This window comes from Paraburkholderia suaedae, from assembly GCF_040812055.1.
Lineage (GTDB): Bacteria > Pseudomonadota > Gammaproteobacteria > Burkholderiales > Burkholderiaceae > Paraburkholderia.
This window is the reverse complement of record NZ_JBFOAH010000019.1, coordinates 77034-91605: the sequence shown is the minus strand read 5'-3', so window position 1 is coordinate 91605 and position 14572 is coordinate 77034. Positions and strand designations below refer to the sequence as shown.

Below are 14572 nucleotides of genomic sequence, written 5' to 3'. Positions count from 1 at the left end.
TCACGGCAACTTTTGCATGATGGCCCTATAATTCGGCCTTCCGTGTAAAAGGACTGTCTGTTCGTGTCTTCCTCTCCCGAGACCCTACTCGAGCTGCGCGACGTCGACTTCGGTTACGGCGACCGGCTCGTCCTGTCGAACCTCAATCTGCGCTTCAAGCGCGGCCGGGTCGTCGCGGTCATGGGCGGCTCGGGTTGCGGCAAAACCACGGTGCTGCGTCTGATCGGCGGGTTGGTGCGCGCGCAGCGCGGCGAGGTTCTTTTCCAAGGTCAGGACGTTGGCCGGCAGACCCGCGACGGGCTTTACGCACTGCGCCGCAAGATGGGCATGCTGTTCCAGTTCGGGGCGCTGTTTACAGACATGTCGGTGTTCGAAAACGTCGCGTTCGCGCTGCGCGAGCACACCGACCTGCCGGAAGAATTGCTGCGCGACCTCGTGCTGATGAAACTCAACGCGGTCGGTTTGCGCGGCGCCCGCGACCTCATGCCGTCCGAGATCTCGGGCGGCATGGCGCGGCGTGTGGCGCTCGCCCGCGCAATCGCCCTCGACCCCGAGCTGATGATGTACGACGAGCCGTTTGCTGGCCTCGATCCCATTTCGCTCGGCATCACGGCGAACCTCATTCGCGCATTGAATCAGGCGCTCGGCGCGACCTCCATCCTTGTTACGCACGACGTGCCGGAATCGTTCGCTATTGCGGATTACGTGTACTTTCTCGCCAATGGCGGGCTGCATGCCGAGGGCACGCCGGCCGAACTGCGCGCGTCGAGCGATCCGACCGTGCGGCAATTTATCGACGGCGCGCCGGACGGGCCGTTCAAATTCCACTACCCGAGCAATGCGCCGCTGGCGGCGGATTTCGGCATCGGCGGAGAGCCGTCATGATCAGTCTGATCGGTCGCTCGGTGATCGACGGGCTCGGCTCGGCCGGCTACGCCACGCGCTTTTTCTTCAGGTTGCTGCTCGAGTTTTTCCCAATGCTCCGCCGTCCGCGCCTTGTGACGAAGCAGATCCACTTCCTGGGTAACTATTCGCTGGTGATCATCGCCGTCTCGGGGCTGTTCGTCGGCTTCGTGCTGGGCTTGCAGGGTTATTACACGCTGAACCGCTACGGCTCCGAACAGGCGCTCGGGCTGCTGGTCGCGCTGTCGCTCGTGCGCGAACTCGGACCGGTGGTCACGGCGCTGCTGTTTGCCGGCCGGGCCGGTACGTCCCTGACGGCCGAGATCGGCCTGATGAAGGCCGGCGAGCAACTCACCGCCATGGAAATGATGGCCGTCGATCCGGTCAAGGTCGTCGTCGCGCCCCGCCTGTGGGCCGGCATTATCGCGATGCCCGTGCTCGCGGCGATTTTCAGCGCGGTGGGCGTGCTGGGCGGCTACGTGGTGGGCGTGCTGCTGATCGGCGTCGATGCCGGCGCGTTCTGGTCGCAGATGCAAGGCGGCGTCGATGTGTGGCGCGACGTCGGCGCCGGGGTCGTGAAGAGCGTGGTGTTCGGCCTCGCAGTGACCTTCGTCGCGTTGTTTCAGGGCTACGAAGCCAAGCCGACGCCGGAAGGCGTGTCGCGGGCAACGACCAGGACCGTCGTCTACGCGTCGCTGGCGGTGCTCGGCCTCGATTTTCTGCTGACCGCATTGATGTTCAGCTAACACTGCACTGCAGATTTGCCACCGGCGCCTCGGCGCGGCGCGCGCCGCGCCGCAAAGGCAGACGGCGTGGCGGATTCACTTTGGGATGACGATGAAAAAGACTGCTCTCGACTTCTGGGTCGGCCTGTTCGTGGTGTTGGGTTTCGTGGCGCTGCTCTTTCTCGCGCTGAAGGCCGGCAACATGAGCTCGTTGTCTTTCCAGGCAACCTATCCGGTCAAGCTCAAATTCGACAATATCGGCGGACTCAAGGCGCGCGCGCCCGTGAAGAGCGCGGGCGTGACGGTCGGCCGGGTCGCGTCGATCGGCTTCGACAGCAACGCATATCAGGCGCTGGTCACGATCGATATCGACAGGCAGTATCAGTTTCCGAAGGATACGTCGGCCAAGATCCTCACCTCGGGCCTGCTCGGCGAGCAGTACATCGGACTGGAACCCGGTGGCGACACGGAAACGCTGAAGGCCGGCGATACGATCGCGATGACCCAATCGGCGATCGTGCTGGAAAACCTGATTGGCCAATTCCTCTATAGCAAGGCCGCGGATTCGGGGGCCTCGAAGCCCGCTGCGTCCGCACCCGCGCCGGCGGCACCGGCACCGGGTTTGCCCGCCTCTGGCGCCGCGGGCCAATAAGGAGAATAAGGATGCACAGTTCGAGCATCGGGGTCCCACGCCCCTTCCAGCTAGGCAAGGTGGCGGTGGCGGCGGCGCTGCTGGCCGGCTGCACCACCGTGCAGACGCCGACCAAGGGCGACCCCTTCGAAGGCTTCAACCGCACGGTCTTCACGGTCAACGACAAGATCGATCAATACGCGCTGAAGCCGGTTGCCAAAGGCTATGTGTTCGTCACTCCGCAGCCGGTGCGCGACAGCGTGACGAACTTCTTCTCGAACATCGGCGACGTCTACATTGCGGCGAACAACCTGCTGCAGTTGAAGATCACCGACGGCGTGCAGGACATCATGCGGATCGTGATCAACACCGTGTTCGGCGTGGGCGGGCTGTTCGACGTCGCCACCCTCGCCAAGCTGCCGAAGCACGACAATGACCTCGGGCTGACGCTAGGCCACTACGGCGTGCCGTCAGGGCCTTATCTGGTGCTGCCGTTGTTCGGACCGAGCACGGTGCGCGACGCAGTCGGCTCGCTCGGCAACTACTATGTGAACCCGTTGAGCTACATCGATCCGCCGGGTCTGAGCTGGGCGCTGTACGGCCTGAACATAGTCAACGTGCGCGCGAACCTGCTCGGTGCGAGCGATGTGCTGGAAGGCGCCGCGCTCGACAAATACTCGTTCGTGCGCAACGCCTATCTGCAACGCCGCCAGTATCTGTTGTCGGATGGCCGGCGTTCGGCGGCGCTGCCGAATTATGATCAGGAAGCACCGTTGCCCAACTACGACGTCGACTCCGGCGCGGCCGCAGCGCCGGCCGGCGCTGTCACCGGCACGGCGGGTGCCGCGGGCACGCAGGGTGATGCTGCCAAGGCGGCCGGGGCCTCCGGCACTGCTCCTGCAACGCCGCCGCAGGCTGCGTCGGCCGCCGCCCCGGAAGCTGCATCCGGCGCCAGCGAAACGGCGCCGACGGATCTGAACGGCGGTCCGGCTACAACGCAGATTCCGGCAGGCGAGCTGGTGCCCCCCGCGCGTTTCAATTTTCCGTCTTTGAAATTGCATTGAGCGTGACGCCGTAACAGATCGATACGACTCTGGCAGTTTGCGCATGGATGCCGTCGAACTCACGTGTTAAGGTCCGCTCAAACGCTTGCACTATCTTTGAGGCTAGGTTCGATATGAAAAAATTTTTCCTGATTCCGCTGTTCGCCGCGTTGTTCTCGTTTGCCAGCGTGGGTGCATCGGCGCAAACCGTCGACACCAGTGCGCCGGACGCCATGGTCAAGACCATCACCCAGCAGGTGATCGACGCGATCCACGCCGATAAATCCATTCAGCAAGGCGACATCGCGCACATCACCCGTCTGGTCAACGAAAAGATCTTGCCGTACACGGATTTCCGCCGGACGACGCAACTGGCGATGGGCCGCAACTGGCGCACCGCCACGCCCGAGCAGCAGAACGAGGTGGTCGAGCAGTTCAAGATGCTGCTGATTCGCACGTACTCTGGCGCGCTCGCGCAGGTGCGGGACCAGCAGATCCAGTACAAGCCGTTCCGCATGAATCCCGACGACACCGACGCCGTCGTGCGCTCGGTCGTGCTGAACAACGGCTCGCCGATCGAACTCGACTACCGTTTGTACAAGACGCCGCAAGGCTGGCGTGTGTATGACATCAACGTGCTCGGCGCATGGCTGATTCAGGCCTATCAGCAGCAGTTCAACGAGCAGATCCAGCAAAAGGGCGTGGACGGACTGATCCAGTTCCTCACGCAGCGTAACCAGCAACTCGCCGCGGGCAAACAGTCGTGAGCGAAGTGCTGACTCCGGTCGCCCACCGTTTCGAAAGCGGCGCGACACTCACCCATGCGAGCGCGACAGCCGCGCTCGCGGCGGGTTTGCAACGCATCGCGGCGGGCGCGGACGGCGTGGACTGCTCACCGCTCGTGCAATTCGACTCGTCTGCGCTAGCCGTGCTGCTCGCGTGGAAGCGTGCCGCCCACGCTCGCGGCGTCGGGCTCGCAATTTCCAATCTGCCGCCTGACCTCGCCAGCCTCGCGCAAGCCTACGGCGTCGATACTCTTCTGTCGGCGCGACACTGACGCCGCACCGATCAGGTAAGCGCGTCGCTCCCAAGCACCCGGCCCCGGCCGGGGCATCCGCTTTTTGCCCTATAATCAAACGTTTTTTGCGGCGGCTAAGCCGCCCCAATTTCGTTCCTTTCCAGCATTTGCGCGCCTTTTACGGGCTCCTCCAGGCGCCGTGACGCACGCGGCCCACAGTCATGTCAGCCATAGAAATTCGTAACGTCAAGAAGCGCTACAAGGACTTGCAGGCGCTCAAGGGCGTCAGCCTCACGGTCGAAGAAGGCGAGTTCTTCGGACTGCTCGGTCCGAACGGCGCGGGCAAGACCACGCTCATCAGCATTCTCGCGGGCCTCGCTCGCGCCGATGAAGGCAGCATCGCGGTGCGCGGCCACGACGTCGTGGACGACTTCCGCAATGCGCGCCGGGCGCTCGGCGTAGTGCCGCAAGAACTCGTGTTCGATCCGTTCTTCACCGTGCGCGAAACCTTGCGCATCCAGTCCGGCTACTACGGGCTGCGCAACAACGACGCGTGGATCGACGAGATCATGGCCAATCTCGACCTGACCGACAAAGCCGACGCCAACATGCGCGCGCTATCGGGCGGCATGAAGCGCCGCGTGCTCGTTGCGCAAGCGCTGGTGCACCGGCCGCCGGTGATCGTGCTCGACGAGCCGACCGCGGGCGTCGACGTCGAGCTGCGTCAAACGCTGTGGAAGTTCATCTCGCGCCTGAATCGCGAAGGCCACACCATCGTGCTGACCACGCACTATCTGGAAGAAGCCGAGTCGCTGTGCGATCGCATCGCGATGTTGCGGCGTGGCGAAGTCGTCGCGCTGGATCGCACGAGCGCGCTGTTGCAACGCTTTGCCGGCATGCAGCTGTTCGTGCGCTTCGCGCAGGGCGTGCTGCCCGTGGAACTGCGTTCGCTGGAAGCCGAGGGCGGCGCGGGCAATGCTAACGGCCGCCAGCATCTACTGCGCCTGTCGAGCTACGACGATGTCGAGCGCATTCTCGCGCAGTGCCGCGCGGCGGGATGTACGTTCGAAGAAATCGAGGTCCGCAAGGCCGACCTCGAAGATGTGTTCGTTCAGGTGATGAACGGTCCGGAAGTGATCGAGGGACTTGCATGAGCGGCTACAGTGGCTTTACCACGCTGTTTTACAAGGAACTGCTGCGCTTCTGGAAGGTGGCGTTTCAGACCGTGCTTGCGCCGGTCATCACCGCGCTGCTTTATCTGACTATCTTCGGCCATGCGCTGCGCGGTCATGTGCAGGTCTATCCGGGGGTCGAATATACGAGCTTCCTGATTCCTGGCCTCGTGATGATGAGCGTGTTGCAGAACGCGTTCGCCAACAGTTCGTCGTCGCTGATTCAGTCGAAAATCACCGGCAACCTGGTGTTCGTGCTGCTGCCGCCGCTATCGCACTACGAGATGTTCGGCGCGTATGTGCTCGCCGCCGTAGCACGCGGACTGGCGGTCGGCTTCGGCGTTTTCATCGTGACCATCTGGTTCGTGCCGGTCAGCTTCAGCGCGCCGCTCTACATCATTGGCTTCGCCATTTTCGGCGCGGCGATTCTCGGCACGCTCGGCTTGATCGCTGGCATCTGGGCCGAAAAGTTCGATCAGCTGGCCGCGTTTCAAAACTTTCTGATTATGCCGCTCACGTTCCTCTCAGGCGTGTTCTACTCGACGCACACGCTGCCACCGGTGTGGCGCGAAGTGTCGCGGCTCAATCCCTTTTTCTACATGATCGACGGCTTTCGCTACGGTTTCTTCGGGATGTCGGATATCAATCCGCTCGCGAGCCTCGCGATCGTCGCCGGTTTCTTCGTGGTGCTGGCTGTGGTGGCGATGCGCATGCTCGCGTCCGGCTACAAACTGCGCCACTGATCAGGAGCTTCTCTCATGTTGCCGACTCCCGAACAGGTCAAGCAATACATTGCGGCTGGGCTCGCTTGCCAGCATCTCGAAGTCGAAGGCGACGGCCAGCATTTCTTTGCGACCATCGTTTCGCCGAGCTTCGAAGGCAAGCGTCTGATCCAGCGGCATCAACTCGTGTATGCGGCGCTCGGCGACCGCATGCGTGAAGAAATCCACGCGCTCAGCATGAAGACGCTGACGCCCGCCGAATGGCAGAACGCGTAATCTGGAAATTTTGTGCGAATTACTCAAGAAGGACGCGACACCGGTAGCGGCGCGTCGAATACGGTCAACGCAGCCCCGGCCGAAGTCCGGGTCAATCAGGAACTGACAGGCATGGATAAACTCGTCATTGAAGGTGGCTACCCGCTGTCGGGTGAAGTCGTCGTCTCGGGCGCGAAGAACGCGGCGTTGCCGATCCTGTGCGCGGCTCTGCTCAGCGCGGAGTCCGTGCATCTGGAAAACGTGCCCGACCTGCAGGACGTGCGCACCATGCTGAAGCTGCTCGGCCAGATGGGCGTGCGTATCGAGAGCAGCGAAGGGCGCGTGGCACTGGACGCGTCGAAGGTCGACAACGTCGTCGCGCCGTACGAAATGGTCAAGACCATGCGCGCGTCGATCCTGGTGCTCGGCCCGCTCGTCGCGCGCTTCGGTCATGCGCGCGTGTCGCTGCCGGGTGGTTGCGCAATCGGCGCGCGCCCGGTCGATCAGCACATCAAAGGCCTGCAGGCAATGGGCGCCGAGATCACGATCGAGCACGGCTTCATCGAAGCGCGCGCGAAGCGCCTGAAGGGCGCGCGCATCGTCACCGACATGATCACCGTGACGGGCACCGAGAACCTGTTGATGGCCGCAGTGCTGGCCGAAGGGGAAACGGTCATCGAGAACGCGGCACGCGAACCCGAAGTGGGCGACCTCGCGCATCTGCTGGTGGCGATGGGCGCGCAGATCGAAGGCATCGGCACGGATCGGCTGGTGATCCAGGGCGTCGACAAGCTGCATGGCGCCAGGCATACGGTGATTCCGGATCGCATCGAGGCGGGCACGTTCCTGTGCGCCGTGGCGGCGGCGGGCGGCGACGTGACTTTGCGCAAGGTGCGTCCGCTGATTCTCGAAGCGGTGACCGAAAAGCTGCGCGAAGCCGGCGTCACGATCGAAGAGGGCGACGACTGGATGCGCGTGCGCATGGACCGGCGTCCGAGTGCCGTCACGTTCCGCACATCCGAATACCCCGCGTTTCCGACCGACATGCAGGCGCAGTTCATGGCGCTGAACTCGATCGCGCAAGGCACCTCGCAGGTCGTTGAAACGATCTTCGAGAACCGCTTCATGCACGTGCAGGAACTGAACCGCCTGGGCGCCAGCATCACGATCGACGGCAACACCGCGCTCGTGAGCGGCGTCGACAAGCTGTCCGGCGCGATGGTGATGGCCACGGATCTGCGCGCGTCCGCCAGTCTCGTGATCGCTGCACTGCGCGCGGAAGGCGAGACGCTGATCGACCGCATCTATCACCTGGATCGCGGCTACGACCGGATGGAGACCAAGCTCAACGCGATCGGCGCGAAGGTGCGCCGCGTGTCCGGGAGCCACGCATGAGTTCGATGCCGCAAACGTCGACGTCGCCGGGGGTGAGCGCGCCGCTCACGCTGGCTTTGTCGAAAGGGCGTATCTTCGAAGAAACGCTGCCGCTGCTCGCGGCAGCCGGCATCGAAGTGGCCGAAGATCCGGAAACCTCGCGCAAGCTGATCCTGCCGACCACCGACGCCAACCTGCGCGTGATCGTCGTGCGCGCCACCGACGTGCCGACCTATGTCGAATACGGCGCGGCGGACTTCGGCGTGGCGGGCAAGGACGTGCTGCTCGAGCATGGCGGCAGCGGTCTGTATCAGCCGGTCGATCTGGATATTGCGCGTTGCCGGATGTCGGTTGCGGTCGCGGCAGGTTTCGATTATGCGAACGCCGTGCGTCAGGGCGCCCGTTTGCGCGTGGCGACCAAGTACGTCGAAACCGCACGTGAGCACTTTGCCGCCAAAGGCGTGCACGTCGACCTGATCAAGCTGTACGGTTCGATGGAACTGGCGCCGCTGGTGGGTCTGGCCGATGCGATCGTCGACCTGGTGAGTTCGGGCAATACCTTGCGCGCCAACAGTCTGGTCGAGGTGGAGGAGATCATGCAGATTTCGTCGCGCCTCGTTGTGAACCAGGCAGCGCTGAAGCTCAAGCGCGCCGCGTTGCGGCCGATTCTCGACGCGTTCGAACGCGCGTCGAAAACCGACTCCGCGGCGGCCTGACGGCGTCAGCGCGACCATGCTGCAAAGCGCGCCTTACCGAAACGGATAACGTATGTCTATCAAGATTCGCAAGCTCGATTCCACCGCTGCCGAGTTCCAGAAGTCGCTGCATGCGGTGCTCGCGTTCGAGGCGAGCGAAGACGAAGCAATCGAGCGCTCGGTCGCGCAGATTCTGAGCGACGTGAAGGCGCGCGGCGACGCGGCGGTGCTCGAGTACACGAACCGCTTCGACCGGCTCGACGCGAAAAGCGTCGCGGCGCTCGAATTGCCGATGACCGAACTCGAAGCGGCACTGGAAGGCCTGGAGCCCAAGCGCCGTGCTTCGCTCGAAGCGGCGGCGGCGCGCGTGCGCGGCTACCACGAAAAGCAGAAGATCGAGTGCGGCAGCCATAGCTGGCAGTACACCGAAGCGGACGGCACGGTGCTCGGTCAGAAGGTCACGCCGCTCGATCGCGCGGGTATTTACGTGCCGGGCGGCAAGGCAGCGTACCCGTCGTCGGTGCTGATGAACGCGATTCCGGCGCGCGTGGCCGGCGTGCGGGAAATCGTCATGGTCGTGCCCACGCCGGATGGCGTGAAGAATCCGCTGGTGCTCGCGGCCGCGCTGCTGGGCGGCGTGGATCGCGTGTTCACGATCGGCGGCGCGCAGGCGGTGGGCGCACTGGCCTACGGCACGCAAACCGTGCCGGCAGTCGACAAGATCTGCGGCCCCGGCAACGCGTATGTCGCGTCGGCCAAGCGCCGCGTGTTCGGCACGGTCGGCATCGACATGATCGCGGGACCGTCGGAGATCCTCGTGCTGTGCGACGGCACCACCGACCCGCGCTGGGTCGCGATGGACCTGTTCTCGCAAGCCGAGCACGACGAGCTCGCGCAATCCATCCTGCTGTGCCCGGACGACGCGTTCATCGCCCGCGTGCACGACGCGATCAACGAATTGCTGCCGGGCATGCCGCGCCAGAATGTGATCCGCGCGTCGCTCGAAGGCCGCGGCGCGCTCATCAAGGTGCGCGACATGGCGGAAGCCTGCGCGATCGCCAACGACATTGCGCCGGAACACCTCGAAATCTCCGCGCTGGAGCCGCATCAGTGGGGCCAGTTGATTCGACACGCCGGCGCGATCTTTCTTGGCCGCTATACCAGCGAGAGTCTCGGCGATTACTGCGCGGGACCGAATCATGTGCTGCCAACGTCTCGTACCGCACGGTTCTCGTCGCCGCTGGGCGTCTACGATTTCTTCAAGCGCTCCAGCCTGATCGAAGTCAGCGCCGAGGGTGCACAGACGCTAGGCGAAATCGCCGCCGAACTCGCGTATGGCGAAGGCCTGCAGGCGCATGCGCGCAGCGCGGAATACCGGATGCGGCAACACGGCAACGATCGCAGCTAGAAGCCGCGGGCGCGACGCACCTGACGCGAAAGAGAAGCAGGCGGCAGCGCCGCCGGCGCCTGTGAACTTCTGCGATGGATTGCGCGCACGACCCTTCAGGTTCGCGTTCACCGAGACAATACAAACCAACCAGGGCGGCCCCGTGCGCCGCCGATGCCCGGCCGGCATCTTCCTCGCGGCCCGCTCCAAAGCGCTATGACGACACCTCAAGAGATCATCCGCCGCGACGTGCTCGCGATGACGAGCTATCCGGTTCCGGACGCCACGGGCTACATCAAGCTCGACGCGATGGAAAACCCGTTTCCGCTACCGCCCGCACTCGCCGCGCAGCTCGGCGAGCATCTGGCCGGCGTCGCGCTGAACCGCTACCCGGCACCGCGCCCGCACGCGCTGATCGAAAAGATCAAGCGCGTGATGGGCGTGCCGGCCGGCTGCGAGGTGCTGCTCGGCAACGGCTCCGATGAAATCATCAGCCTGTTGTCGGTCGCATGCGCGAAGCCGGGCGCCAAGGTGCTTGCACCGGTGCCGGGTTTCGTGATGTATCAGATGTCGGCGACGCTGGCGAATCTCGAATTCATCGGCGTGCCGCTGAACGCCGATTTCACGCTCGACGCAGACGCTGTGCTCGCGGCGATCGCCGAGCATGAACCGGCGATCATCTACCTCGCGTATCCAAACAACCCCACCGGCACGCTGTTCGACGAGGCGGCCATGGAGCGCATCATCGCCGCGGCCAACAAGAGCCTCGTGGTGATCGACGAGGCGTATCAGCCGTTCGCGCAGCAAAGCTGGCTGCCGCGCGCCGATGCGTTCGACAACGTGGTCGTGATGCGCACCGTGTCCAAGCTGGGCCTGGCGGGTATCCGCCTCGGCTACCTGGTCGGCAAACCGGCGTGGCTGACCGAGTTCGACAAGGTGCGGCCGCCGTACAACACCAATGTGCTCACGCAGGCCGCCGCCGATTTCCTGCTCGACCACGTCGACGTACTCGACGCACAGGCCGCGCAACTGCGCGAGGAACGCACGAAACTCGCGCGCGCCGTGGCCGCGCTGCCGGGCGCCGAGGTGTTCCCGAGCGCCGGCAACTTCCTGCTGGTTCGCGTGCCCGACGCATCCGTCCTGTTCGAAACCCTGCTCACAGCGCGGGTTCTCATCAAAAACGTGAGTAAAATGCATCCATTGCTGGCTAATTGCGTGCGTTTGACCGTCGGTTCGCCCGAAGAAAACGCCCAGTTGCTCGCCGGACTGAAACTCGTGCTGCACTGAGCGGCCTGCCGTTTCCCCCCAACACTTACTATCGCTTTCTGGCTAGATCCGAGGAATACCATGCGCCTTGCGGAAGTCGTTCGCAACACCAGCGAAACGCAGATCCGTGTGAAGATCAATCTGGACGGCACCGGTCAGCAGAAGCTCGCCACCGGCGTGCCGTTTCTGGACCACATGCTCGACCAGATCGCACGGCATGGCTTGTTTGACCTCGACATTGAAGCTCATGGCGACTTGCATATCGACGACCACCACACGGTCGAAGACACCGGCATCACGCTGGGCCAGGCTGTCGCGAAGGCGATCGGCGACCGTAAGGGCATCCGCCGGTACGGCCATTCCTATGTGCCGCTCGACGAAGCACTGTCGCGTGTCGTGATCGATTTTTCCGGCCGGCCGGGCCTCGAGTTTCACGTGCCGTTTACGCGCGCGCGGATCGGCACGTTCGACGTCGATCTGTCCATCGAGTTTTTTCGCGGCTTCGTCAATCATGCCGGCGTCACGCTGCACATCGACAACCTGCGCGGCCTGAATGCCCACCATCAGATGGAAACGGTGTTCAAGGCATTCGGCCGTGCCTTGCGCATGGCCACTGAAATGGACGAACGCGCGGCCGGACAGATCCCCTCGACCAAGGGCAGCCTCTAAACCGGACCAGGCCGTTCAACGCTAGACGACTCATCGACCGGAACCGCGCCCGTCAACCGTCGTGCGGCGCTGGTTATCACCGTCGATGACTTGACGGCGTCGCCGCCAAACCTGAAATGAAAACTTCGATAGCGATTGTGGATTATGGAATGGGCAACCTGCGTTCGGTTGCCCAGGCATTGCGCAGGGCCGCGCCGGAAGCGGAGGTGGCGATCGTCGACCGCCCCGAGGCGATACGCGCGGCGGACCGCGTGGTGCTGCCCGGCCAGGGTGCAATGCCCGACTGTATGCGCAGTCTCGGCGAGTCCGGCCTGCAGGAAGCGGTGATCGAGGCCTCGCGCAGCAAGCCGCTAATGGGCGTGTGCGTGGGCGAGCAGATGCTGTTCGACTGGAGCGCCGAGGGCGATACGCCGGGTTTGGGCCTGCTGCCCGGCAAGGTGCTGCGCTTTGACCTGGAAGGCCGGGTGCAGGACGACGGCTCGCGCTTCAAGGTCCCGCAAATGGGCTGGAACCGTGTGCGTCAGGCGCAGGCGCATCCGCTGTGGGACGGTGTCGCGGACCACGCGTTTTTCTACTTTGTGCACAGCTATTACGTGCAGCCGGACCATGCCGTCCACACGGCTGGCGAAACGGTGTACGGTGTTGCCTTTACCTCGGCGGTGGCGCGGGATAACATCTTCGCCACCCAATTCCACCCAGAAAAGAGCGCCGAAGCCGGACTGCGCGTGTATCGCAATTTCGTGCACTGGAACCCGTGAGCGCCTTTTTTCGTCCCCTTGTCGCGCGTTATTCCGCCATGAACGGAGCGCTTGCCGCGCGCCGCGATAGCAGCACTGCGATTTCGCTCCCCCACGGCGCTCGGCAAGGGCGTCGAAAGAGTTGTACTAAACTAGCGAAACGGCGTTTTGGCGCACTGGCTCGCCAGCCGCTGCCGCCGACCTTCAACCCCTTCCCAGACAACACCCGATTGCTATGCTGCTGATCCCCGCCATCGACCTGAAAGACGGTCAGTGTGTACGCCTCAAACAAGGCGATATGGACCAGGCGACAATATTTTCCGAGGAACCGGCGGCGATGGCCCGACATTGGGTCGACCGTGGTGCCCGCCGTCTGCACCTCGTCGATCTGAATGGCGCGTTCGCCGGCAAGCCGAAGAACGAAGACGCGATCCGGGCCATCATCGAGGAAGTGGGCGGCGAGATCCCCGTGCAACTGGGCGGCGGTATCCGCGACCTGAACACGATCGAGCGCTATCTGGACGACGGGCTGTCGTACGTGATCATCGGCACGGCGGCGGTGAAGAATCCGGGCTTTCTGCAGGATGCCTGCACGGCGTTCGGCGGCCACATCATCGTCGGGCTGGATGCGAAAGACGGCAAGGTCGCCACCGACGGCTGGAGCAAGCTGACCGGTCACGAAGTGGCCGATCTCGCGCGCAAATTCGAAGACTACGGCTGCGAATCGATTATCTACACCGATATCGGCCGCGACGGCATGCTGCAAGGCATCAACATCGAAGCGACGGTGCGCCTGGCCCGTGCGGTCAAGATTCCGGTGATCGCGAGCGGCGGTCTGTCGAACCTCACCGACATCGAGTCGCTGTGCGAGGTCGAAGACGAAGGCATTGAAGGCGTGATCTGCGGCCGGGCGATCTATTCGGGCGATCTCGACTTCACCGCGGCCCAGACGCTGGCCGACCGCTTGCGGGAATCGGACGACGCTTAAGTTATTGCATGAAGACTCGCGCCTCGCGCCGCAATGGCTGGATTGTGCGGCGCGGCGGGCGCAGGCTCCATTACGACAGCGCGCCGAGCGCAAAGCCGCGACTCATTCGCGACCCACCCGCGGCCCCACCCGCGGCCCGGCTCATCGCGCTGGACTGTGCCGCCTGCCACGCGCACGCGGCCTCATCAGCGGTATTGGCAGAATTGCAAGATCATGGCTCTAGCTAAACGCATCATCCCCTGTCTCGACGTCACGGCTGGACGCGTGGTCAAGGGCGTCAATTTCGTCGAACTGCGCGATGCGGGCGATCCGGTCGAAATCGCCCGCCGCTATGACGAGCAGGGCGCCGACGAACTGACGTTCCTCGACATCACCGCCACCTCCGACCAGCGCGACCTGATCCTGCCGATCATCGAAGCGGTCGCCTCACAGGTGTTCATTCCGCTGACGGTGGGCGGCGGGGTGCGCGCCGTCGAAGACGTGCGGCGCCTGCTGAATGCCGGCGCGGACAAGATCAGCATGAACTCGTCGGCGGTCGCCAATCCGCAACTCGTGAAAGACGCGACGGACAAATACGGCTCGCAGTGCATCGTCGTCGCGATCGACGCCAAACGCGTTTCCGCAGACGGTAAGCCGCCACGCTGGGAGGTCTTCACGCACGGCGGCCGTAAGGCCACCGGGCTGGAAGCGGTTGAGTGGGCGCGCAAGATGGCCGAGCTCGGCGCCGGCGAAATCCTCCTGACCAGCATGGACCGCGACGGCACCAAAAGCGGCTTCGACCTGGCGCTCACGCGCGCGGTGTCGGACGCGGTGCCGATCCCGGTGATCGCGTCGGGCGGCGTGGGCAGCCTGCAGCATCTGGCCGACGGCATCCGGAGCGGCCACGCCGACGCGGTGCTGGCCGCGAGCATCTTCCACTACGGCGAGCACACCGTGGGCGAGGCCAAGCGCTTCATGGCCGATCAAGGTATTTCGGTGAGGTTGTGA

General features: G+C 64.0%; 17 protein-coding genes. All 17 read left to right on the top strand.

Features of this window, described 5'->3' with window-relative positions:
- Positions 1 to 63: 63 nt before the first annotated feature.
- The 17 genes from ABQJ48_RS23955 to hisF all read left to right on the top strand — a co-directional run bounded on the left by ABQJ48_RS23955 (position 64) and on the right by hisF (position 14572).
- Positions 64 to 885 (top strand): ABC transporter ATP-binding protein, encoded by an 822-nt coding sequence (locus ABQJ48_RS23955; RefSeq protein WP_367840484.1) that lies wholly within the window; start codon positions 64 to 66, stop codon positions 883 to 885.
- The gene (gene mlaE, locus ABQJ48_RS23950) at positions 882 to 1649 is read left to right on the top strand and encodes a lipid asymmetry maintenance ABC transporter permease subunit MlaE (RefSeq protein WP_367840483.1); all 768 of its coding nucleotides are present in this window, start codon (positions 882 to 884) and stop codon (positions 1647 to 1649) included. The genes ABQJ48_RS23955 and mlaE overlap by 4 nt, the downstream gene beginning before the upstream one ends.
- Before the next feature lie 91 nt (positions 1650 to 1740).
- Positions 1741 to 2280: an outer membrane lipid asymmetry maintenance protein MlaD gene (gene mlaD, locus ABQJ48_RS23945; protein ID WP_367840482.1), complete on the top strand. Its 540-nt coding sequence runs from the start codon at positions 1741 to 1743 to the stop codon at positions 2278 to 2280.
- A gap of 11 nt (positions 2281 to 2291) precedes the next feature.
- Positions 2292 to 3323 (top strand): MlaA family lipoprotein, encoded by a 1032-nt coding sequence (locus tag ABQJ48_RS23940; RefSeq protein ID WP_367840481.1) that lies wholly within the window; start codon positions 2292 to 2294, stop codon positions 3321 to 3323.
- 113 nt (positions 3324 to 3436) lie between these two features.
- Complete coding sequence (locus ABQJ48_RS23935) at positions 3437 to 4069, top strand: MlaC/ttg2D family ABC transporter substrate-binding protein (protein ID WP_367840480.1); 633 nt, start codon at positions 3437 to 3439, stop codon at positions 4067 to 4069.
- Entirely contained in the window at positions 4066 to 4359 is a 294-nt protein-coding gene (locus tag ABQJ48_RS23930; protein ID WP_367840479.1) for an STAS domain-containing protein, read from the top strand. Before ABQJ48_RS23935 ends, ABQJ48_RS23930 begins: the two co-directional genes overlap by 4 nt.
- A gap of 182 nt (positions 4360 to 4541) precedes the next feature.
- Positions 4542 to 5474: an ABC transporter ATP-binding protein gene (locus tag ABQJ48_RS23925; protein WP_367840478.1), complete on the top strand. Its 933-nt coding sequence runs from the start codon at positions 4542 to 4544 to the stop codon at positions 5472 to 5474.
- Positions 5471 to 6235, top strand: coding sequence for an ABC transporter permease (locus ABQJ48_RS23920; protein ID WP_367840477.1), 765 nt, complete (start codon positions 5471 to 5473; stop codon positions 6233 to 6235). The genes ABQJ48_RS23925 and ABQJ48_RS23920 overlap by 4 nt, the downstream gene beginning before the upstream one ends.
- Before the next feature lie 15 nt (positions 6236 to 6250).
- Positions 6251 to 6490, top strand: coding sequence for a BolA family protein (locus ABQJ48_RS23915; protein WP_006052280.1), 240 nt, complete (start codon positions 6251 to 6253; stop codon positions 6488 to 6490).
- 111 nt (positions 6491 to 6601) lie between these two features.
- On the top strand, positions 6602 to 7864 hold the full coding sequence (murA, locus tag ABQJ48_RS23910) for a UDP-N-acetylglucosamine 1-carboxyvinyltransferase (protein WP_367840531.1): 1263 nt from the start codon (positions 6602 to 6604) through the stop codon (positions 7862 to 7864).
- Positions 7861 to 8559 (top strand): ATP phosphoribosyltransferase, encoded by a 699-nt coding sequence (gene hisG / locus ABQJ48_RS23905; protein ID WP_367840476.1) that lies wholly within the window; start codon positions 7861 to 7863, stop codon positions 8557 to 8559. The genes murA and hisG overlap by 4 nt, the downstream gene beginning before the upstream one ends.
- A gap of 52 nt (positions 8560 to 8611) precedes the next feature.
- Positions 8612 to 9946, top strand: a complete 1335-nt coding sequence (hisD, locus tag ABQJ48_RS23900) for a histidinol dehydrogenase (RefSeq protein WP_367840475.1) — start codon at positions 8612 to 8614, stop codon at positions 9944 to 9946.
- Positions 9947 to 10141: 195 nt separating this feature from the next.
- Positions 10142 to 11212, top strand: a complete 1071-nt coding sequence (gene hisC, locus ABQJ48_RS23895) for a histidinol-phosphate transaminase (RefSeq protein ID WP_367840474.1) — start codon at positions 10142 to 10144, stop codon at positions 11210 to 11212.
- Between the two features lie 60 nt (positions 11213 to 11272).
- Entirely contained in the window at positions 11273 to 11860 is a 588-nt protein-coding gene (gene hisB / locus ABQJ48_RS23890) for an imidazoleglycerol-phosphate dehydratase HisB (RefSeq protein ID WP_367840473.1), read from the top strand.
- Positions 11861 to 11976: 116 nt separating this feature from the next.
- Positions 11977 to 12618, top strand: a complete 642-nt coding sequence (gene hisH, locus ABQJ48_RS23885; protein ID WP_367840472.1) for an imidazole glycerol phosphate synthase subunit HisH — start codon at positions 11977 to 11979, stop codon at positions 12616 to 12618.
- A 214-nt stretch (positions 12619 to 12832) separates the two neighbouring features.
- The gene (hisA, locus tag ABQJ48_RS23880; RefSeq protein WP_280996493.1) at positions 12833 to 13585 is read left to right on the top strand and encodes a 1-(5-phosphoribosyl)-5-[(5-phosphoribosylamino)methylideneamino]imidazole-4-carboxamide isomerase; all 753 of its coding nucleotides are present in this window, start codon (positions 12833 to 12835) and stop codon (positions 13583 to 13585) included.
- 213 nt (positions 13586 to 13798) lie between these two features.
- Positions 13799 to 14572 (top strand): imidazole glycerol phosphate synthase subunit HisF, encoded by a 774-nt coding sequence (gene hisF, locus ABQJ48_RS23875; protein WP_367840530.1) that lies wholly within the window; start codon positions 13799 to 13801, stop codon positions 14570 to 14572.

Excerpts from the sequence above, each read along its gene's own strand:
- mlaE (WP_367840483.1), top strand. The coding sequence starts at position 882 with ATGATCAGTCTGATCGGTCGCTCGGTGATCGACGGGCTCGGCTCGGCC.
- mlaD (WP_367840482.1), top strand. The coding sequence starts at position 1,741 with ATGAAAAAGACTGCTCTCGACTTCTGGGTCGGCCTGTTCGTGGTGTTG.
- ABQJ48_RS23940 (WP_367840481.1), top strand. The coding sequence starts at position 2,292 with ATGCACAGTTCGAGCATCGGGGTCCCACGCCCCTTCCAGCTAGGCAAG.
- ABQJ48_RS23935 (WP_367840480.1), top strand. The coding sequence starts at position 3,437 with ATGAAAAAATTTTTCCTGATTCCGCTGTTCGCCGCGTTGTTCTCGTTT.
- ABQJ48_RS23925 (WP_367840478.1), top strand. The coding sequence starts at position 4,542 with ATGTCAGCCATAGAAATTCGTAACGTCAAGAAGCGCTACAAGGACTTG.
- ABQJ48_RS23920 (WP_367840477.1), top strand. The coding sequence starts at position 5,471 with ATGAGCGGCTACAGTGGCTTTACCACGCTGTTTTACAAGGAACTGCTG.
- ABQJ48_RS23915 (WP_006052280.1), top strand. The coding sequence starts at position 6,251 with ATGTTGCCGACTCCCGAACAGGTCAAGCAATACATTGCGGCTGGGCTC.
- murA (WP_367840531.1), top strand. The coding sequence starts at position 6,602 with ATGGATAAACTCGTCATTGAAGGTGGCTACCCGCTGTCGGGTGAAGTC.
- hisG (WP_367840476.1), top strand. The coding sequence starts at position 7,861 with ATGAGTTCGATGCCGCAAACGTCGACGTCGCCGGGGGTGAGCGCGCCG.
- hisD (WP_367840475.1), top strand. The coding sequence starts at position 8,612 with ATGTCTATCAAGATTCGCAAGCTCGATTCCACCGCTGCCGAGTTCCAG.
- hisC (WP_367840474.1), top strand. The coding sequence starts at position 10,142 with ATGACGACACCTCAAGAGATCATCCGCCGCGACGTGCTCGCGATGACG.
- hisB (WP_367840473.1), top strand. The coding sequence starts at position 11,273 with ATGCGCCTTGCGGAAGTCGTTCGCAACACCAGCGAAACGCAGATCCGT.
- hisH (WP_367840472.1), top strand. The coding sequence starts at position 11,977 with ATGAAAACTTCGATAGCGATTGTGGATTATGGAATGGGCAACCTGCGT.
- hisA (WP_280996493.1), top strand. The coding sequence starts at position 12,833 with ATGCTGCTGATCCCCGCCATCGACCTGAAAGACGGTCAGTGTGTACGC.
- hisF (WP_367840530.1), top strand. The coding sequence starts at position 13,799 with ATGGCTCTAGCTAAACGCATCATCCCCTGTCTCGACGTCACGGCTGGA.